Below are 21,636 nucleotides of genomic sequence, written 5' to 3'. Positions count from 1 at the left end.
ATGTTGCTGAAACAGACTAAAATCGTAGCTTCCATCTCAGACAGACGTTGCGATGTAGATTTTATAAAAGAGTTGTTTGATGCAGGGATGAATGTGGTTCGTATGAACACAGCTCACGCCAGTCGTGAAGGGTTTGAAGCGTTGATTGCCAATGTTCGTACCGTGTCCAATCGCATCGCTATCCTTATGGATACTAAAGGCCCGGAGGTACGTACCACTGCCAATGCGGAACCAATACTTTATCAGATTGGCGAGAAGGTTAAAATTGTGGGGGATCCCGAACGTGAGACTACCCGTGAATGTATTGCCGTTTCTTATCCGAACTTCGTACACGATTTGAATATAGGTGGGACTATTTTGATTGACGATGGTGATCTTGAGTTGCGGGTTATTGATAAAACGTCCGAATATTTGCTTTGTGAGGTACAGAATGAAGCAACTTTGGGGAGCCGTAAGAGTGTAAATGTTCCCGGGGTCCGCATCAACCTGCCTTCTCTGACTGAAAAAGATCGTAATAACATTCTTTATGCGATAGAAAAAGATATCGATTTCATAGCACATTCTTTTGTACGTAACCGTCAGGATGTGCTTGATATTCGTGAAATTCTGGATGCACACAACAGCGATATCCGTATTATTGCTAAGATAGAGAATCAAGAAGGTGTAGATAATATAGATGAGATTCTGGAAGTCGCTGATGGAGTGATGGTAGCTCGCGGTGACTTGGGTATTGAAGTTCCACAGGAACGCATTCCGGGAATTCAGCGTACATTGATACGTAAATGTATTCTTGCCAAGAAGCCGGTAATCGTAGCTACACAGATGTTACATACGATGATAAATAATCCGCGTCCGACTCGTGCTGAAGTAACCGATATTGCGAATGCTATCTATTATCGTACGGATGCTCTGATGTTGAGTGGTGAAACCGCGTATGGTAAATATCCGGTGGAGGCTGTGAAAACCATGACTAAGATTGCTGCGCAGGCTGAAAAAGACAAATTGGAAGAAAATGATATCCGTATTCCTCTGGATGAGAATAGTAATGACGTGACTGCTTTCCTTGCCAAACAGGCTGTGAAAGCAACTACTAAACTAAAAATACGCGCTATCATTACTGATAGCTATCAAGGGCGCACTGCACGTAATCTGGCTGCTTTCCGTGGTAAATATCCGGTGCTTGCCATTTGTTATAAGGAGAAAACGATGCGTCACCTGGCACTCTCTTATGGAGTGGAGGCGATCTACATGCCTGAGTTGGCCAACGGACAGGAGTATTATTTTGCCGCTCTGCGTCGTTTATTGAAAGAAGGACGTTTACATCCTACTGATATGGTGGGTTATCTGAGTAGCGGTAAAGCCGGGACACAAACCTCTTTCCTTGAGATCAATGTCGTGGAAGATGCTTTGAAGCATGCCGGTGACAGTGTATTGCCTAATAGCAACCGTTATCTGTAGGATGAGATGAAAGAGACCGATCTTTTAGACGAATATATCCTAAAGCATATCGATGAAGAAGGTGAATACCTGAAAGCTCTTTATCGGGATACGCATGTCAAGCTTCTGCGTCCCCGTATGGCTTCCGGTCATCTGCAGGGGCGTATGTTGAAGATGTTTGTTCGTATGATACGGCCTCGTCAGATATTAGAAATAGGAACTTATAGTGGCTATTCCGCCCTTTGCTTGGCCGAAGGACTTGAGGAGGGTGGAATGCTCCACACATTTGAGATAAATGACGAACAGGAAGACTTTACCCGTCCCTGGCTCGAAAATTCAGCTTATGCTGATAAAATTAAATTCTACATTGGAGATGCTCTCCAATTGATACCTGCATTGGGAGTTACGTTTGACCTTGCTTTTGTGGATGGCGATAAACGTAAGTATATTGAATATTATGAGATGACTCTTGCGCATCTTTCTCCCGGAGGATATATCATAGCCGATAACACTTTATGGGATGGTCATGTGCTGGAAGAGCCACATAACAACGACTATCAGACCATCGGTATTAAGGCTTTCAACGAATTGGTGGCACATGATGAACGAGTGGAGAAAGTAATCCTCCCTTTGCGTGATGGACTGACCATTATTCGTAAAAAGTGAGATGTGTATTAGTTGATTACTCTTTAGCATTGGAAGAATAATTCAATAATGAAGATTAAAAATAGTACATATTTTATCTGTCAAACGATATATTTCTCTAATTTTGTGTTCTATTGTAACAAGTGCTAATTGCTTGTTTGATAAAATAATTACGTAGAAAGTTTATGGAAACAACGAGACAGAATAAGATAGCCCGTTTGTTACAGAAAGAACTCAGTGAGATTTTTCTGTTGCAGACCAAGGCCATGCCCGGTGTGTTGGTATCTGTCAGTGCTGTACGTATCAGCCCTGATATGAGCATTGCCCGCGTATATTTAAGTGTCTTCCCTTCTGATAAAAGCGAAGAAATGGTAAAGAATATCAATAATAATATGAAGTCCATCCGTTTCGAACTCGGTACCCGTGTTCGTCATCAGTTGCGCATTATCCCCGAATTGAAATTTTTTGTGGACGATTCGCTGGACTACATTGAAAAGATAGATGCCTTGTTGAAGTGAATCTTCCCTTCTACATAGCCCGGCGATATCTTTTCTCAAAGAAGAAACACAATGCCATTAATATCATTTCGGCTATTTCCGTGTGTGGAGTAGCATTGGCTACGATGGCAATGGTGTGTACACTTTCCGTATTCAATGGTTTTCAGGATACAGTAGCCGATCTGTTTACTGTGTTTGATCCGGAACTGAAAGTGACGATTGCCGAAGGGAAAGTTTTCGATGCACAGGATCCGCGTATTCAGGCTATCCGGCAGATGCCGGAAGTAGATGTGTTGACTGAAACACTTGAAGAGAATGCGATGGTGCAATACAAGGATCGTCAAACAATGGCTGTTATAAAGGGGGTACAAGATAATTTTGAGCAGTTGACTGCGATAGATAGTATCCTTTATGGAGCAGGCGAGTTTTTGTTGAACGATTCTGTTGTGGATTATGGAGTGATGGGGATTGAGCTTGTCTCTACATTGGGGACCGGAATCAGGTTTGTCGATCCTTTGCAGGTATATATTCCTAAAAGGAATGGAAAGGTTAATCTTGCAAATCCGGCTGCTTCCTTTAATATGGATTATTTGTATTCGCCCGGTGTAGTGTTTGTAGTCAATCAGCAGAAGTATGACGGACAGTATATTCTCACTTCGTTGGATTTTGCCCGGCGTTTGCTTGATTATACTACCGAAGTGTCTGCAATAGAACTGAAACTAAAGCCGGGATCTAATATTTCTGTAGTGAAAGAAAAGATCGGGAAGGCATTAGGAGATGGTTTTGTTATTCGTAACCGTTACGAGCAGCAGGAGGATGTGTTTCGCATCATGGAGATAGAGAAATTGGTTTCGTATTTGTTTCTTACCTTTATTCTCGTGATCGCCTGTTTCAATGTGATAGGTTCGCTGTCGATGCTTATTCTGGATAAAAAGGAAGATGTGAATACACTTCGTAAATTGGGAGCTGACGATCGGCTTGTTTCGCGTATTTTCCTTTTCGAAGGGTGTATGATTTCCTTTTATGGGGCTATAATCGGGATTATACTCGGCTTGGTTCTATGTTGGGTTCAGATGGCCTACGGGATAGTTTCATTGGGTGGAGGTAGTGCTGCAGGTAATTTTGTAGTTGATTCCTATCCGGTCAGTGTTCATTTGGGGGATGTCATCGTGATATTTATTACCGTATTTACTGTCGGATTTTTATCTGTCTGGTATCCGGTAAGGTATTTGAGTAAACGTTTACTGAAAATGTAGAGAACATTTTGATCGATTAAATTGTTCTATTAGTCGATTTCCATTTCTTATTTTTATAGAAATGTTTATTTTTGATTTATTAATGAAAATCATCATGTTTATATATAGTGTTAATAGTATCTCTGTGAAGAGAGAATTGTTATGTAAGTGTAATACCTCTCTATGAAAGAAAGTTTCGTTTTTCATAAAAACTGATGATCGGCGCTGTTCTGTCCCAACGGGGAAGAGCAGCGCTACTTCATTTATAATGAAAGGAATAATGTGTAAAGCTTGATGTTTTTTCTTAGAAACTTCAAAGCATCGGATATGTGGTGTTCCACTGTTCTTTCCGATATTTGCAGTTTCTCTGCAATTTCACGATAAGAAAGTTCTTCGTCCCTGCTCAGACGGAATACTTCCTGTTGCCGGGGTGGTAACATTGAAATAAGTGATTCGATATGTGTCCGTAGATTGGCTGCATCCAGTTCTTCTTCTATATCATATGACTCTTCTACTGCTTCTATCACTGACAGTTGGTAGAAAGCCTCGTTCAGATTCTTGCGGGAGCGGTTAAAAACAAGGTTACGCATGGTGATGAACAGATATCCTGCAAAGTTTTGTTCTTCATCCAGAGACTCTCTGCTCTCCCAGATTTTAATAAAAACCTCTTGAACGATTTCCTCCACATCAACCAAAGAAGTGACATAAAGTCGCGTAAAGTTGTAAACCTTAGCCCAATAAGAGTGGTACAGGAATGCAAAGGCATCTTTATCATTGCGGGTCTTCAGTTTAATAATTGCTTCTTTTTCGTTCATTAAGAGTTACGTTTGGATTACAAATATAGCATACTCAATTTATAAAACAGAAAAAAAGCGGAAAACATATAGGGGGGAATTTTATAAATTGTGTATTTATGGATAGATTTATAAATATAGCTTGGGCTTTTGGAAAGAAATATAAAGAATATGAAGATTTCTAATAAATACGATCGGCTTGTCCGCAAATTGATTGCCGGTAAGTCTTCTCCGGGAGAAGTAGAAGAGCTGGCGCACTGGGATGTTGTGGAGACAAAGATGAAAAAACAATTTGATGCTGCAAGGAATATAGTGGATGATGCTGCTGTTGAAAGTAGGATTTGGAATAAGATTGATTCCAAATGTCAGACTCCTTTTGAACGTAAGCAACGGCTCCAGCTCAGGTACTTGAAGATTGCTCTCGCTGCATGTATTACAGTGTTATTGGTTGTTGGGGGAAGTATCTTCTTTTTTAATGAGGAGCCTGTCACTTCGCAACATATCATTGAGTATACTGAGATTGTTTCTTCAAATAGCCGGTTGTACGTGCTCCCCGACAGTTCAAGGGTTTGGATGCAAGCCGGAAGTCGAATCCGTTTTTCACAGGACTTTATGGATAAACGGGAAGTCTGGTTGGAGGGAGAGTCTACTTTTGAGGTAACCAAACGTAAGGGACGTAATTTTAAGGTATATATTGATCAGGCATTTGTAGAAGTCAAAGGGACGGTTTTTCGTGTTCAGTCCACCCGGCAGTATGGTGCGGAAGTGACTCTTTTCAGTGGAAAGGTTGATTTCAACGCTAAGGCTTCGCAGAGGAAGATTGAAATGAAACCTTTGCAACAGATTATTTTTCATCCCGAAAAGGATGAAGTGATATTAAAGAATATAGGTAATATCAGTTGGGATGAGGGACGTTACAAATTTGTCGACATGCGTATGGATGATTTGATAGAAGCCATTCATGATATTTACCATATTCCGGTAGAGCTCGACGAGAAAGTATCCCGAAATGACTTGTTCACAGGCTATATGCGTTATGATGACCCCGCATCTAAAGTTATCGAAAAGATTTGTATCAATATGAATTTGAAATTTAGAAAAGAAACACAGAGAATCATTATTTATAAATAATCGCTTTTTTATCAATCACTAATTAATCGTATAATCAAAAAAATGAAAGACATGAGACAATGTTTTAGCGTCTGTAACAGGCGTTTTCTGGCAGGCGTAATTATGTTTATGCTCCTGTATCCTATGTCCGTTTTTGCCGTGCAGGGACAGATAGCCGTGCAGGGAAAGGCAATGAGCATTAAACAGGCCATCCAGGTTATTGAAAAGAACAGTAAATATACGTTCTTTTACAAGGCAGCCGATTTGGGTAATGCAAAGATCCGTGACATCAATTGTGAAGGCTCCATAGAGGAGGTACTGAATGTGCTGTTTAAGGACAGTGGTATCAGCTATGTCATCAAGGGCAATGAAGTTATTCTGAAGAGTGCTCCGGAGGTAGTTTCCACACCACAGCAGAGTAATAAGATCGTTGTAAAAGGTAATATCAGGGATAACCTGGGAGAATCGATTATTGGTGCTACCATTATGGAAAAAAACAATGCCCAGAATGGTACGATCAGTAATGTAGAGGGAAATTTCTCTTTGTCGGTAAATCCGGGTGCTGTTATCGTTATCTCTTATATCGGTTATGTAACACAAGAAGTGAAAGCCGTGGCCGGTGTTCCTTTGAAGATAGTGCTGAAAGATGACTCTCGTACCTTAGACGAAGTAGTGGTAGTCGGTTTCGGTTCACAAAAGAAAGCAAACCTGACAGGTGCTGTTTCATCTATCAAAATGGATGAGATTATCGGGGACCGTCCTATTATGACAGCTTCCGATGCATTGCAAGGTACGGTTCCGGGACTGCTGGTATCTAATAGCGGGAATGCACCGGGTAGCGGAAAGTCATTCCAACTGCGTGGTGCCTATTCAGTAGGTATCAAGAATAGCGACGGAAGCTATGGTGCCAATGTCGCGCCTCTTATCTTGATTGATAACGTAGAGGGTAGCCTCGACATGTTGAATCCGGAAGATATCGAAACGGTGACGGTACTGAAAGATGCTGCTTCGGCAGCTATTTATGGTGCGCGTGCGGCCGGTGGTGTGGTTCTGGTGACTACTAAGCGCCCGAAAGAAGCTACGGCTTTCCGCCTGAACTATAACAATAATTTCGGTTTTGCTACTGCAATGAATCTGCCGAAGCAAGCATCGTTAATGGATTACCTGCAGGCTTATCAGGATGGAGGATATTCTGATGCTTATTGGTCTTATGGTTCACCCAGTGTTTCAAAATGGAAGGAATACCTGACACAGTACAGGCAGGATCCTTCATCTATCAAAACTGTAGGTGATGGTATTTTTGCCGATACGGACGGAGCCTTATATTATCTGAACGAACATGATCCATATAAGAATTTTATGGAGACCAGTTTCCAGATGAATCATAATCTTTCTGTATCCGGCGGTACAGATAAGTTGCGTTACCGTATGTCAGCCGGATATGTATCTACGGACGGTGTTTTGATTACCGATAAAGATACGTATAAACGTCTGAATATCAACTCTTATATTTCTGCTGATATTACCAAATGGTTTACTCAGGAGCTGACAATGAGCTATGCGCGTACCAATCAGTCACAACCGAGTTCCGGCCTGGGAAGCATGTTCGGTAGTAATCAGGTTTCTTATCAACCGGAAGGTAATATGCCTGCGGACGTTTGTTCTACAATCTCTCAGGATTTGCCTTTCAATACACCGCGCAATCAGGTGTTGTTGGCGAATAAATGGAAAAAGTCGTATGACAATCCGCGTGTTTTCGTGAAATCTATTTTGAAGCCATTCAAAGGCTTTGAAGGGGTATTTGAATACACGTTTGACAAAAACATGTATGACTATAATTTCTATACCGGAAAAACTCAGTATACAGACATACAGGGAGGTAACAACATCTGGAATGCTGCAAAAGACTATTTGCAGAAAGAAAAACAGTTCACCGATTACAATGCCTTCAATATTTATGGTACATATAAGTTTGATATTAAGAAAGACCACCATTTTAGCGTAATGGCCGGTTTCAACCAGGAGTCTAAATATACGGAAGGAGTAAATGTGCTGTCTTACAATCAAGCTGTTATCGAAGTGCCGGCCTTAGGCTCAGGTACTGGTGACCTGAAAGCGACAGACAGCTATAATGAATATTCTGTTCGTGGCGGATTCTTCCGGGTTAATTATAACTACATGGATAAATATTTGCTGGAGGTGAACGGGCGTTATGACGGATCATCCAAATTCCCGAAAGATTCCCGTTTCGGTTTCTTCCCGTCTGTATCTTTGGGATGGAACGTGGCTCAGGAAAAGTTTATGGAGGTTACACGCAATTATATTGATGGTCTGAAGATTCGTGCATCTTATGGTGTGATCGGCAACCAGAATGTAGTGAACTATGCATATTTCCCGACTATGAGTGTCAGTAACAAGTACAACGGCTGGTTGTCAGGCGGTGATTATGTAACTGCCATTAACTCTTTGCCGAATCTGGTAAGTACAAGCTTTACCTGGGAGAAAGTAGCGACTACTGATATCGGTTTGGATCTGAACATGTTTGGCAATCGTCTGAATGCCGTGTTCGATTGGTATCAGCGTGACACAAAAGGAATGTTGGCACCGGGTATGCAGCTTCCTGCTGTTGTGGGTGCAAGTTCTCCTTTCCAGAATACAGCTGATATGCGTACCCGTGGTTGGGAACTGGCTGTGAACTGGAGAGACCGCATCGGTAAATTCAACTACCGTGTCGGATTCAATCTTTCTGACAGCTACTCTGAAATCACTAAGTACGATGACAATGCTGCTTCTAAATTGCTGAGTAATTTCTATCCGGGACAAAGACTGGGTGAGATCTGGGGATATGAAGTAGACGGATTCTATACAGTAGATGATTTTGTAGATACCAACAGCTGGAAACTTAAAGACGGGGTAGCCTCTATTAAAGGTGTCAGCCCGCGTCCCGGTGACTTGAAATTCAAGAATCTCCGTGATGACGATAAGAGTACGAACCAGATCGACAGCGGAGACGGTACATTGGATAACCCCGGTGACCAGAAAGTAATAGGTAATAGCCTGCCTAAATACCTGTATGGTATTACTCTCGGTGCCAATTATAAAGGTTTCGACCTGAATATTATGATGCAGGGTACCGGTCAACGTGATGCATGGATTGCCAACAACCTGGTATTCCCGATGTACATTTACTCAGTGAATGATATCAAGTACCAACCGTTATTTGACGGTCTGACCGACTACTGGAAACCGGTAGATGCCGCCAATGGAGATTATACTGCTGTAAATCCGAATGCAAAATATCCACGTATGTACGGACAGAATCCGACAGTCGGCTCCAACTATGGACGTAAGACAGACAGATACTTATCTAACGCCGCTTACTTCCGCATCAAGAACGTTACTTTGTCGTATACTGTTCCTAAAACATGGATATCCCGAATCGGCTTGAATCAGTTGAAGGGTTTTGTCAGTGTAGAGAATCTGGCAACTTTCTCTTCATTGCCTTCAGGTATCGATCCTGAAACCTTGAGCTGGAACTATCCGGCATTCCGTACTGTTTCGTTCGGTATCAACTTTACATTATAAACGCATAACCAAGAATTAAAAATGAAAAAGATATATCTATCATTGGCTATTTTAGCCGGAATCGGACTGGCCGGATGTAATGACAGCTTTTTGGAGCATGCGCCTGTCACCAGTCTGACAGAGAATAATGCTTTTAAATCTTACGATAACTTTAAGTCGTTTGCATGGCCCTGCTATGAGATATTCAAAGACAATAATATAGCCAATACAATCAACGGAACCGGGCAAGGATCTTGTTACGCAGGTGATATGAATGCCGGATACTTGGAGAGTCGTGCCAATGAGTCAGGTAATGACTATGCTTTCGGAAGGGTGCAGAGTGTGGCTTCGGGCAATGGCTGGGGATTTTCCGGCACATTCCGTCGTGCTAACATCTTGCTTGCCAATATCGATAAGTCAGAAATGACTGATGCTGAAAAAGACCATTGGCGTGCGGTGGGATATTTCTTCCACTCATATTGGTACATGGAGCTTATCAACCGTTTCGGGGCAGTGCCTTGGGTCAATACGGTTCTTAACGAAAGTTCTCCCGAAGCTTACGGCCCCCGTGTTGACCGTGAGATTGTAGCAGACTCCGTATTGAATCGTTTGAAATGGGCTGAAGCGAATATCGGGGATTTTGAGAAACAAGACGGTGCGAATACCATCAATCGTGATTGTATTCGTGCAGCTATCTCACGATTTACGTTGCGTGAAGCCACTTGGCGCAAATATCACGGAATGGAGGGTGCCCAGAAGTTCTTTGACGAATGTATCCGGGTGTCTCGCCTGTTGATGAATGATTATCCTACTCTTTACTACGGAACAGACGGTCAGCCTGCAGCCGGATATGGGGAGATGTGGACTACAGAAGATTTGGGCAAAGTGCCGGGAGTCATTCTGTACATGGAGTTTGTTCAGGACATCAAGATGGCCAACTTCAGTGCATTGGAACACATGGATAGCCATAATGTGGAGATGAACCAGCACACAGTTGATCTTTATCTGTGTAAGGACGGTAAGCCGATTGCTACTTCTGAGAACTATCATGGAGACAAAACGCCATACGCTACTTTCCGCGACCGTGATCCGCGTTTATATCACGTGGTGATGCCTCCGTATAAAGTAAAAGCAAAGGCCAAGACGAAAGATGATCCCAGAACATGGGATTATACCGATGATCCTGCCGACCGTGAATACATTGACATAATGGGACCTAACGAATCGTGTGATAACCCCGGTATCGGTATGAAACGTCTGCCCGGACAGAATTGGGCAGCCTCACTGGTTCCTTCTTCACCCAACTTTATGGGAGGTATTGGAGCTACAGGTTTCGTGAGAAGCCGTTCGGGATATTACTTCTGGAAGAACTGGAGCAACTGGGAAACGAACCGAAATGGAGGTATCACTCTGAACACATCGGATAAACCTATCTTCAAAATAGAAGAGGTATTGCTGAATTATGCTGAGGCCATGTGCGAGACAGGGCAGTTCACTCAGGCAGTGGCCGACGAGTCTATCAATAAACTACGTAAACGTGCCGGTGTGGCAGATATGAAGGTTGCCGAGATCAACGATAGCTTTGACCCGAATCGTGGCCGCTATTACCCGAAAGGTAATGAACAAGGTGTTCTGGTAGATCCTGTTTTGTGGGAAGTCCGTCGTGAACGTATTATCGAGTTAATGGGTGAAGGCTTCGGATTCTATGACATCCGTCGTTGGAGAATGGCTCCCTGGTTCCTTAATCGTCAGCTCAAAGGAATGTGGATGACGAAAGATAAGTTCAGACATGGTGCCCAGTTCTTGCTGGATGAAACGACCGGCGGACCGGATCCTGCCGATGGAGCCATGACAGAAGGATATATCTATCTGCAACCCGATCCTATCAAAGCAGGCGAAGGCTGGCAGGAGAGATATTATCTTTATGAAGTTCCCAGCCAGGAGATTATTCTGAATCCTGCACTTGCACCTAACAATCCGGGATGGGAATAACTGAAGCGGAATATAAATGAACCAAACTCACCACAGATTACATAGATTATTTAACTTAGCTCTCAGTGAAATAAATTATTAATCTGTGAAAATCCGTGTAATCTGTGGTGAAATCGAAATAAACCCAACGAATGAACCAGAAAATCATTTATAGCAGTGCATTGCTTGTCGGGCTGGGTAGCTCGCAAGCATTTGCCCATCAAGAGAAGGCACATGACCCTCAAAAACCGAATATCATCTTTATCATGTGCGATGACATGGGGTATGGAGATTTGGGTTGTTACGGACAGCCATACATCAGTACGCCTAACATCGACAACATGGCCCGTGAAGGTATGCGTTTTACGCAAGCCTATGCCGGAAGTCCGGTGAGCGCACCTTCGCGTGCGTCGTTGATGACCGGACAGCATACCGGACATTGTGAAGTACGTGGCAATAAAGAGTATTGGACTCAAGCATCTACGGTGATGTATGGCGATAATAAAGAATTCTCGGTTGTCGGACAACACCCTTATGATCCGGAACATATCATTCTGCCTGAGATCATGAAAGATAACGGATATACTACCGGCATGTTTGGCAAATGGGCAGGGGGATACGAAGGTTCTGTGTCCACTCCGGATAAAAGGGGAATCGATGAATATTACGGATATATCTGTCAGTTTCAGGCTCACCTCTATTATCCCAATTTCCTGAACCGTTATAGCCAGTCGTTGGGCGATACGGGTGTCGTACGTGTTGTGATGGAAGAGAATATCAAATATCCGATGTACGGTCCCGATTATCATAAACGTACTCAATACTCAGCCGACTTGATTCATCAGAAAGCGATGGAATGGATCGATAAACAGAATGAAGATCAACCTTTTTTCGGTGTTTTCACCTATACTTTGCCTCACGCAGAACTGGTGCAGCCGGAAGACTCTATTCTGAACCATTACAAGACACAGTTTACTGATGATAAAGCTTTTGGTGGTCAGAAGGGGTCCCGATATAACGCTATCACCCATGTACATGCACAGTTTGCAGGTATGATCACCCGTTTGGACCATTATGTGGGTGAGGTCCTGAAGAAGTTAGAAGAGAAAGGATTGGATAAAAATACGATTGTCATCTTTACCAGTGATAATGGTCCCCACGAGGAAGGCGGGGCCGATCCCACTTTCTTCGGGCGTGACGGGAAGTTGCGTGGCTTGAAACGCCAGTGTTACGAGGGTGGTATCCGTGTTCCGTTTATTGTCCGTTGGCCCGGTCAGGTTGCTGCCGGAACAGTGAATGATCACCAATGTGCTTTTTACGACGTCATGCCTACCTTGTGTGATTTGACGGGTGTGAAGAATTTCCCGAAAAAATATGTGAATAAGAAGAAAGAATCCGATTATTTTGATGGTATCTCTTTTGCCCGGACTCTGTTGGGTAAGAAGAACCAGAAGAAACATGATTTTCTTTATTGGGAATTTAATGAAACGAACCAGATAGGCGTACGCATGGGAGATTGGAAAATGGTTGTTAAGAAAGGTATTCCTTTCCTTTATAATTTGGCAACAGATATCCATGAAGACCATAATGTAGCTGCCGAGAATCCGGATATTGTGAAGAAAATGGTTGGAATTATCCACCGGCAACATACGGAAAATCCGAATTTTAAGGTAACGTTACCTGCCGTGATGTAAGAAGGTTCTTAGTAAGAAGTTATATCAAGCGTCATCCTTTATCCTCTATTCAGAGGAAGGATGGCGCTTTTTATTTGATGGTTTAAAATGTAGTTCGGTATCAAAATGTTTGATATTCTACTTTTTTGCTGACATCCACTTTGGCGAAATGTTGTGAAATAGAGGAGGAATCATCGGATATTTCTTTTTAGATCACTTGTTACCGGGAAATAATGTGAGAGGTGCCGGCACGAAGTTAACTTCCTGTCGGCAAATAACTAACTTCCTGCCGGCAGAGAATTAATTTCCTGAGAGTAGGAAGTTAACTTCTTATTAATAAGAAGTTTGTTTTCTGATGAAAACGAGCTTTTTTTCTTGGAGAAGCCTTTAATTCAGGGGAAGAAAGTGGCTTTTTTTTCTATAATAAAGTTTTAAAAGCCTCTTTTTTTAATATCATTCTGAACGTTCGTTTGTTATCTGGCTTTCTTGTGAATAGTAAATGGGATCGGCTAATTATCTTTCTTATAGTATTTCACTGTATTTGGTGGCTATGTGATTTTTAGAACAACGCTATTTCTGAGTTTTTTTATTCTTTCTTTGTTATGGTGTGCAAAAAAACAATTCTGAAGAGTTTTAGAATACATTTAGACAAAATGACAAAAAGCTATCGTGGATTTATTTACTTGAATATATTTTTATTGCAACCTTTTTGTATTAGTTGGCGTTTTAACCTCTAAGATAGAACAAGATGTCTGGATATTTCTCTATAGCCTTGTGTCGCCCATTGAATAGTTCTGTGGCTGATCCTACGATTTATTCAAAGAATTTAGGGGCAATGAATCGGTTGAATATAGATGAATGGCATAAGAGGTATGGCACATTTGATACAGGCTGTTCTTATGATCGCATTGCTGAATTTATAGAATAGCTTCCTAAGCGATATTGCAGGTCTTGATTTAAGTGTTGGGTAAAAATAATGTGTTTTAATAACTCAAGCGGTGTATATGAATCCGGAATTTATCATTTTCGATGAGGCTACTCTTTTTTAAATGCCATCAATGAAAAAGAAATTATAGAGAGTATGAAAGAATTAATAATAAATTACGTATAGAATAAAACACAAACTCCTCAGACTACTTCTGTCTGAGGAGTTTGTGTTTGTAAATGATGAACCGATCTCTGTAGACGGTTATTTTTTTATGCTTTCTCCATATTTTTTCCGGTTGATCCATACCAGAATAATTACTCCTATCAGCAATAATGCCATCGCTCCATATGCAATACCTTCTGTGACGTGCAGGCTTTGCGGATCAAAACGCATTTCGATGGTATGCTTACCCGCCGGTACGTTCATAGCACGTAAGATGTAATCTGCACGGGCAATATCGGCAGGTTTGCCATCAATGGTTGCCGTCCATCCCGGATAATATATTTCCGAGAATACAACTACACCGTCTTTGGGCGAGGAAGTCTCGTATACTAATTGGTTGGGTTCATAGTCGGTCAACCGGATGGTGGACAGTGAGTCTTTGTAGCCCTCGTTCACCCCTTTCAAGGCCTCTTTAAACTTAGAGTCTACTATAGCGGTTTGTTGGAGGTCGACTTGCCCGATGGCATCGATTTCTTCGTTCGCATTGTTCACGTACTGTACTTTATCTACGAACCACGCATTGCCGAAAGCATATGGGTTTTCAATGGGGACTGTTTGGCCTTGTTGCCCGGCAGGGAATATGAAGTACTTTGTATTCAGCATATTCAGTACAGGGAATTTAGCTGCGTTCACACTGTCCATTTGACCGCCTGCTGTTGCTACTTCCTGATAGGCTGCCTGCATTTCTTTGGCAATATGATGGTCTATCATTTCCTGATAACGGCGGAGTTTGGCAGCATGGTAGCCACCTACGCTCTTGTGCCAATAAGAAGTATTGTTTTCTTCGAATGTATTGCCTGCGAAGTTCAATACACGGTAATCCGGTGATTGATCTTGCAGGATCAGTTCATCTGTCTGACTCTTCCGGAACGTTGCAGCCTGTTCGGATTTCGGGACGAACTGTTCGTCGTACAAATAGCGTTTGTTTACGCTCCACATGTCTCCCAGGCATAGCAGGGCAATAGCGGCAACAGTCCAGGTCGCTTTCAGTTTTTTTGCGTTGTAAGCCAGTAAGAGCAGGGTACCGATAGTAACGATAAAGAAACTGCGCCAAGCGTCAGAAGTGAAAAGGTGCACACGCATCTCTTCAAGATTAGCCACTATAGGTGATAACTGATCGGCGGGCAGAGCATTCTGCAGGGCTGCCATCTCGTTAGCAGGAATATAAGTCGGGAAGAATAGGCGGGGAGCAATGGCAAAAAGTAGCGCAAGTCCCCCGGTCAGTCCGAAACTGATATAGATATATTTCAGTTTCTCTTTCAGCAGCTCCGGCTTGGTAAGTATCTCTTTCAGGGTGAGGATTGCGAGCAGGGGAATGGTAAACTCGGCAATTACCAGAATGGAGGATACGGCGCGGAACTTATTATACATCGGGATGTAATCGATAAAGAAGTCTGTCAGCCCCATAAAATTTTTACCCCATGAAAGCAGGATAGAGAAAATGGTGGCTCCTAACAGTGCCCATTTCATGGGACCTTTTACAATGAAACAGCCCAGAATGAAAAGCATTAGTACAAAAGCACCTACGTAGACAGGACCGCTTGTCATGGGTTGGTCGCCGAAGTACTGGGTCAGTTGTGAGTAGAGGCTGCTGTACATCGGATTGGCTTTTTCCATTGCCTTTTCACTTCGTGACAATGGCACCGAGGCGCCTCCCTTGACATTGGGGACCAGTAATGAGAATGTTTCGCCGATGCCATAGCTCCATTGGGTAATATAATCACGATTGAGCCCGCTGCTTGTCTGCTTTGCGGCAGCTCCTTCATATTTCAACTCACTTTTGCCACGCATCGTTTCTTTGCTATACTCGTAAGTGTGGTATAGGCTCGAAAGATTGATGGATACACCGATTAATCCGGCGATAATCAGCACACCGGTAGCTTTGAAGAACTGGGGAAGTTCTTTTTTGCGCCAGGCATCTTCGAAGAATGCACCTACCATGAAGAGAATGACAAACAGGAAATAGTAGGTCATTTGCACATGGTTGGACAGAATCTGCATGGCCATGAACAAAGCAGTGACAATCCCTCCTAACAAATATCTTTTCCGGTAGGCAAGTACAATACCTGCTATTGTAGGTGGTATATAGGCAAGGGTGATGAATTTCCAGATATGTCCGGCAGCAATCAAAATGAAGAAGTAGGACGAAAAGGCCCAGATAATTCCTCCCAACCCCGAGAGCCATGCCGGTATGCCGAATGCCCTTAGCAGGATATAGAACCCGAGCATCATGATAAATGTGAGCCATACGTAGTTCGGGAGAAAAAGATGATATACTTTTTGTACGAATGTCAGCGGCTCGGTGGAGTCGTAACTTGGGGACATCTGGTAGGTGGGCATTCCTCCGAAAAGGGCGTTTGTCCAACGTGTGCGTTCACCTGTTTTTTCATAGTACTCTTTAGCTTCCTGTCCGGCTCCGGCTCCGGCTACGGTGTCGTGCTGGAAGAGAATCCGGTCTTCAGTGATCGCCGGGAAGAAATAGATGAAAGAGATGACTATGAATGCCAGAATGGCAATAAGGTCTGGAAGAAACTTTTTCATTTACGATTAGACGATTTACAATTTATGATTGAGGTTTGACTGTAGGATTAGACGATTTACAATCCGGCTTAACCGTGATTCGTAAATCGTCCAATCGTAACTTTTTAATATCTGTAGTGGTCGGCTTTATATGGGCCGTCAACCGAAACTCCGATATAGGCAGCCTGCTCAGGAGTCAGTTTGGTCAGCTTTACGCCGATCTTTTCAAGATGCAGTCGGGCTACTTCTTCATCCAGGTGTTTCGGCAAGCGATATACGTTGATGTCGTATTTCTTGTTGAACAGCTCGATCTGTGCCAGTGTCTGGTTAGTGAAAGAGTTGCTCATCACGAAAGAGGGATGTCCTGTGGCGCAGCCCAGATTTACCAAACGGCCGTCTGCCAGCAGAATGATGCTGTGTCCGTCAGGGAAATAATAACGGTCTACCTGTGGTTTGATATTGACACGTTTGATACCCGGGTAATGTTTCAGGGCATCTACCTGAATTTCATTGTCAAAGTGACCGATGTTGCAAACAATGGCCTGATCTTTCATCTGTTCCATGTGATCGATACGGATGATGTCGATGTTACCGGTTGTGGTAACAAAGATGTTACCTTCTTTGCAGGCGTCCTCCATGGTCACTACCTCAAAACCTTCCATAGCGGCCTGAAGTGCACAGATGGGATCGACTTCTGTCACTAACACGCGGGCCCCATAAGAGCGCATGGAGTGTGAGCAGCCTTTACCTACATCTCCATAACCGCATACTACAACTACTTTACCGGCAATCATTACGTCTGTGGCACGTTTAATGCCGTCTGCCAGTGATTCGCGGCAACCATACAGGTTGTCGAATTTAGATTTGGTAACCGAGTCGTTTACGTTGAAGGCAGGGAACAACAACTTGCCTTCTTCCTGCATCTGGTATAGGCGATGCACGCCGGTCGTTGTCTCTTCCGAAACTCCGCGCACTTCAGCCGCTACCCGGTGCCAGCGTTCTTTGTCTTCTGCCAGCACTTTTTTCAGTATGGCGTTCAGTTCTATTTCATCTTCGGCATGTACCTCTTTGTCCAATACGGCAGCATTATTTTCTGCTTCATAGCCCACATGGATCATCATTGTGGCATCCCCGCCATCGTCGACAATCACTGTCGGCCCTTTACCTCCTTCGAAGTTCAGAGCCTGCAAGGTACACCACCAATAGTCTGCCAAAGTTTCACCTTTCCAGGCAAATACAGCAACACCTGAAGCTGCAATGGCTGCTGCTGCATGATCTTGTGTCGAATATATGTTGCAAGAGCACCAACGGACTTCAGCTCCCAAAGCTACCAGCGTTTCAATCAGGACAGCAGTCTGGATTGTCATGTGCAGCGAACCCATGATACGGGCACCTTTCAACGGTTTGGATTCTCCATATTTTTCGCGAAGAGCCATAAGGCCGGGCATTTCTTTTTCTGCCAAGTCGATTTCCTTGCGACCAAAGTCGGCAAGTGTGATGTCTGCCACTTTGTAGGGCAGGGTAGAGAATAATTCTGTGGACATAAATGTAAATTGTTTAAAATATAAAGTGGTGCAAAGATAGAACATTCTGAATAGTAGGGCAAAAGCTATCGGATTTTTTAATCAATAATAACTTCGATTTGTAGGATATTTTTCAGATTTATGTATTATATTTGCAAGTAATGAAGTGCTATATACAACAATATAGATTTAAACAGACTGAAATCCATGGGATATTACGAGCATAAAACAAAAGAAGAACTACTGGAAATTGTAGAGAAACTGGAGGAGAAAGTGGAGAGGCTTTCTTCGGAACTCGACTCTCTCAGGAAAGGACGGTTCCGAGAGCGATACAGTACTCGGATTTTGGATGCTTTGCCCGATATGCTTACTGTTTTTGACCATAATGCCAATATAGTAGAGTTAGCTTCATCACCTACTACGAATCATGTTGAAGGTACGACAGCCGATAGTATTATAAATTCAAATGTAAAAGATATTGTTCCTGAGGAGGCTTATGAAAGTGTTCGTCAGAACATGGATAAAGTAATCCGTACCGGGAAGAGTTCGATAGCCGAACATTCGTTAACGCTGGACGGCGTTCTTCATCATTATGAAAATCGTATTTTCCCGTTGGATGATCAATATTTGTTGTGTATGTGCCGTGACGTATCACAAGAGACTGAAATGGCAAGAACCAACGAGGCTCAGCGAAGTGAGATCGTACGTCTCAATTCGTTGATGAATGATATACTCAATAATATTCCCGTCTATTTGTTTGTGAAAGATACAGGGAACGACTTTCGTTATCTTTATTGGAATAAAGCTTTTGCCGAATATTCGGGTATCTCTGTCGAGAGGGCCGTGGGGAGTACAGATGCGGAGATATTTCCGGATAAAAAGGATGCGGAGCGTCTCCGGCAAGATGATTTGAAAGCGATGGAGCTGGGGCGCATTGAGTATCTGGAAACTTATACCACTATGAGTGGTGAAGCCCGTACAGTGACCACCATGAAAACAGTGGTTCCTTCAGGAGGACGGTATCCTTATATCATTGGAGTGTCATGGGATGTGACCGAAACAAAGAAGACGGAAAAAGAGTTGATAGCGGCCCGGATCAAGGCCGAAGAGGCCGACCGGATGAAATCTTCGTTTTTGGCAAATATGAGCCACGAAATACGCACTCCGCTAAATGCGATTGTAGGTTTCTCCAAACTGATTATCGAGGCGGACGATGAGTATGAAAAGCGGCAATATGCCGATATCGTAGAGCACAATTCGTCTGTCCTGTTGAATCTCTTCAATGATATTCTCGATCTTTCTGCCCTTGAAGCCGGTTCCTTGGAACTTTCTTATCATCCTGTGAAGTTGAAAGATATCTGTCTGCAATTGCATGAATTGTATGTGAAATCGGTTAAACCGGAAGTTCGACTTATGTTGGACGAAGTAGATCCGCAGCTATGCATACAAGGAGATTGGGAGCGCATTTCGCAGATTTTGGTCAATCTGATCACCAATGCCATTAAGTTTACTTCTGCCGGAGAAATTCATTTCGGATTTCAGGAAAAGGCCGATATGGTGCAGTTTTATGTATCGGATACAGGGAAAGGAATCCCTGCAGAAAGGGTGGCTACGATCTTCCAGCGTTTCGGAAAGATAGATGATTTTGTGCAAGGCACAGGGTTGGGACTGACTATTTGCCGTATGCTTGTCGAAAAGATGGGCGGACGAATCTGGGTACGTTCCAAACAGGGCAAAGGAACTGTTTTTTATTTTACTTTACCTGTGAAGCGATAATGATAAGTGATTAACGTTTGGAATTTCTCTCCGGTTAATCACTTATCATGTCTGTTTTTATATAATCTCGATACCTTGTTCTTCGCAGAGTTTCAATCCTAAATCCTTCAGTTTGAATTTTTGTATCTTTCCGCTTCCGGTCATAGGGAACTCATCAATAAAGAAAATATATTTGGGTATTTTGTAGCGGGAGATTTTATTACGGCAGAAGTCCTGCACGTCTGATGCCTGCATGGTTACCCCTTCGTGCAGAATGATGAAGGCGCCTACTGCTTCTCCATACTTTTTAGACGGAATGCCTGATACCTGCACATCTTTTACTCCTTCAAGCTTATAGAGGAATTCTTCGATTTCACGCGGATAGATATTCTCCCCTCCACGTATGATCATATCTTTGATGCGCCCCGTGATGCGATAGTTTCCATTTTCGTCCTTGATTCCCAAGTCTCCTGAGTGCAGGAAGTTGTTTTTATCTATCACTTCAGCTGTAGCTTGTGGGTTCTTATAATATCCTTTCATGGTGTTATATCCGCGATTGCACATTTCTCCCTGTACGCCGATCGGGCATTCTTCACCTGTTTCCGGATCAAGCACTTTTACTTCTGTGAACTCAAAGTCACGTCCTACAGTGTTGCAGCGTACGTCAAATGGATCGTCAATGCGGGTGGCAGTCATCCCCGGAGCTGCTTCAGTTAGCCCGTATACGCTGGTCACCTTCATATACATTTTTTCTTCCACCTGTTTCATCAACTCTACCGGGCAGAGTGAGCCGGCCATGATGCCTGTACGAAGACTCGACATGTCGAACATATCGAACATCGGATGATTTAGTTCGGCGATAAACATGGTAGGTACTCCATAGAGTGCGGTACATCTTTCTTTATGGATGGATGCCAGTACGATGAGTGGGTCAAAGCGTTCAACCATCACCTGGGTACAGCCGTGAGTCAGGCAGTTCATGGTGGCTAACACTACGCCGAAGCAATGGAACAGAGGTACGCAGCAACATAGTTTATCGTCGGCTGTGAATTTCATATGCTCGCCGGTCAGGAAACCATTATTGCTTATATTGTAATGTGTCAGCATGACCCCTTTGGGAAAACCGGTTGTTCCAGAGGTATATTGCATATTTACCACGTCGTGACAGTCGACGCAGGCTTTGAGTCCATTGAGTCTGGTGTCTTCTATATTATCGCCTAATAACAGGATTTCCTGTGTATTGTACATCCCGCGGTGCTTCTCTTGTCCTACATAGATCACATTTTTCATATAGGGGAAACGTTCGCTCTTCAGATGTCCGCGTTCACAAGTTTTCAGTTCCGGAAGCATATTGTAGGTCATCTGAACAAAGTCGCTGTCTTTCTCTCCATTAACAATGCAGAGTGTATGCATGTCCGAGTTCTCGCACAAGTATTCCAGTTCAGCTTGTTTATAGTTGGTGTTTACTGTCACGTAGACTGCACCGATTTTTGCACAGGCATATAGCAGAGTCAGCCAGTCCGGAACGTTTGCCGCCCAGATGCCTACATGGGTACCTCTTTCCACTCCGATGGCAATCAATCCTTTCGCCATGTCGTCCACCCGTTTGTTGAATTGCTTCCAGGTGAAACGCAGGTTACGGTCGGAGTATACAATGTATTCTTTGTCGGGTGTTGTTTCGGCCCAATGTTCAAGCCACTGGCCGAGTGTTCTTTCGTATAGTTGCATGTTTTTAGTATGTGTGGAGCGATAATCGTTGATC

Annotated in this window: 13 protein-coding genes; 9 read left to right on the top strand and 4 right to left on the bottom strand. The window is 43.2% G+C overall.

All coding sequences use genetic code 11. From position 1 onward, the window contains the following. From pyk to G7Y45_RS02875, 4 genes are all read left to right on the top strand, one after another. Positions 1-1,458, top strand: coding sequence for a pyruvate kinase (pyk, locus tag G7Y45_RS02890; protein ID WP_005781737.1), 1,458 nt, complete (start codon positions 1-3; stop codon positions 1,456-1,458). 6 nt (positions 1,459-1,464) lie between these two features. Then, positions 1,465-2,103: an O-methyltransferase gene (locus tag G7Y45_RS02885; protein WP_005811781.1), complete on the top strand. Its 639-nt coding sequence runs from the start codon at positions 1,465-1,467 to the stop codon at positions 2,101-2,103. A gap of 164 nt (positions 2,104-2,267) precedes the next feature. Then, a complete protein-coding gene (gene rbfA, locus G7Y45_RS02880; RefSeq protein WP_005781741.1) occupies positions 2,268-2,600 on the top strand; it encodes a 30S ribosome-binding factor RbfA in 333 nt (110 codons plus the stop codon). Next, the gene (locus G7Y45_RS02875) at positions 2,597-3,835 is read left to right on the top strand and encodes an FtsX-like permease family protein (protein ID WP_165016543.1); all 1,239 of its coding nucleotides are present in this window, start codon (positions 2,597-2,599) and stop codon (positions 3,833-3,835) included. The genes rbfA and G7Y45_RS02875 overlap by 4 nt, the downstream gene beginning before the upstream one ends. A gap of 242 nt (positions 3,836-4,077) precedes the next feature. Here G7Y45_RS02875 and G7Y45_RS02870 read toward each other — a convergent pair whose 3' ends face one another. Next, on the bottom strand, positions 4,078-4,629 hold the full coding sequence (locus tag G7Y45_RS02870) for an RNA polymerase sigma-70 factor (protein ID WP_005811780.1): 552 nt from the start codon (positions 4,627-4,629) through the stop codon (positions 4,078-4,080). Between the two features lie 129 nt (positions 4,630-4,758). Between G7Y45_RS02870 and G7Y45_RS02865 the strand changes: the two genes are divergently transcribed. The 4 genes from G7Y45_RS02865 (at position 4,759) to G7Y45_RS02850 (ending at position 12,947) form a co-directional block, all read left to right on the top strand. Continuing rightward, positions 4,759-5,739, top strand: coding sequence for a FecR family protein (locus G7Y45_RS02865; protein ID WP_032542973.1), 981 nt, complete (start codon positions 4,759-4,761; stop codon positions 5,737-5,739). A gap of 51 nt (positions 5,740-5,790) precedes the next feature. After that, a complete protein-coding gene (locus G7Y45_RS02860; RefSeq protein ID WP_165016541.1) occupies positions 5,791-9,303 on the top strand; it encodes a TonB-dependent receptor in 3,513 nt (1,170 codons plus the stop codon). A 21-nt stretch (positions 9,304-9,324) separates the two neighbouring features. Continuing rightward, the gene (locus G7Y45_RS02855; protein ID WP_005781752.1) at positions 9,325-11,274 is read left to right on the top strand and encodes a RagB/SusD family nutrient uptake outer membrane protein; all 1,950 of its coding nucleotides are present in this window, start codon (positions 9,325-9,327) and stop codon (positions 11,272-11,274) included. A gap of 131 nt (positions 11,275-11,405) precedes the next feature. Next, a complete protein-coding gene (locus G7Y45_RS02850) occupies positions 11,406-12,947 on the top strand; it encodes an arylsulfatase (protein WP_032529820.1) in 1,542 nt (513 codons plus the stop codon). 1,168 nt (positions 12,948-14,115) lie between these two features. Here G7Y45_RS02850 and G7Y45_RS02845 read toward each other — a convergent pair. Then, positions 14,116-16,617: a YfhO family protein gene (locus G7Y45_RS02845; RefSeq protein ID WP_165016539.1), complete on the bottom strand. Its 2,502-nt coding sequence runs from the start codon at positions 16,615-16,617 to the stop codon at positions 14,116-14,118. Positions 16,618-16,721: 104 nt separating this feature from the next. Beyond that, the gene (gene ahcY / locus G7Y45_RS02840; protein ID WP_005781763.1) at positions 16,722-18,140 is read right to left on the bottom strand and encodes an adenosylhomocysteinase; all 1,419 of its coding nucleotides are present in this window, start codon (positions 18,138-18,140) and stop codon (positions 16,722-16,724) included. A 186-nt stretch (positions 18,141-18,326) separates the two neighbouring features. Between ahcY and G7Y45_RS02835 the strand changes: the two genes are divergently transcribed. Continuing rightward, positions 18,327-19,895: a PAS domain-containing protein gene (locus G7Y45_RS02835; protein WP_165016537.1), complete on the top strand. Its 1,569-nt coding sequence runs from the start codon at positions 18,327-18,329 to the stop codon at positions 19,893-19,895. 57 nt (positions 19,896-19,952) lie between these two features. Here the strand turns inward: G7Y45_RS02835 and G7Y45_RS02830 are convergent, their stop codons facing one another. Beyond that, positions 19,953-21,602 (bottom strand): AMP-binding protein, encoded by a 1,650-nt coding sequence (locus G7Y45_RS02830; protein ID WP_005781767.1) that lies wholly within the window; start codon positions 21,600-21,602, stop codon positions 19,953-19,955. Between the last annotated feature and the right edge of the window lie 34 nt (positions 21,603-21,636).

Source organism: Bacteroides sp. ZJ-18, assembly GCF_011038705.2.
In the GTDB taxonomy this organism is placed as follows: Bacteria; Bacteroidota; Bacteroidia; order Bacteroidales; family Bacteroidaceae; genus Bacteroides; species Bacteroides hominis.
This window is presented reverse-complemented; position numbering and strand designations above follow the sequence as displayed.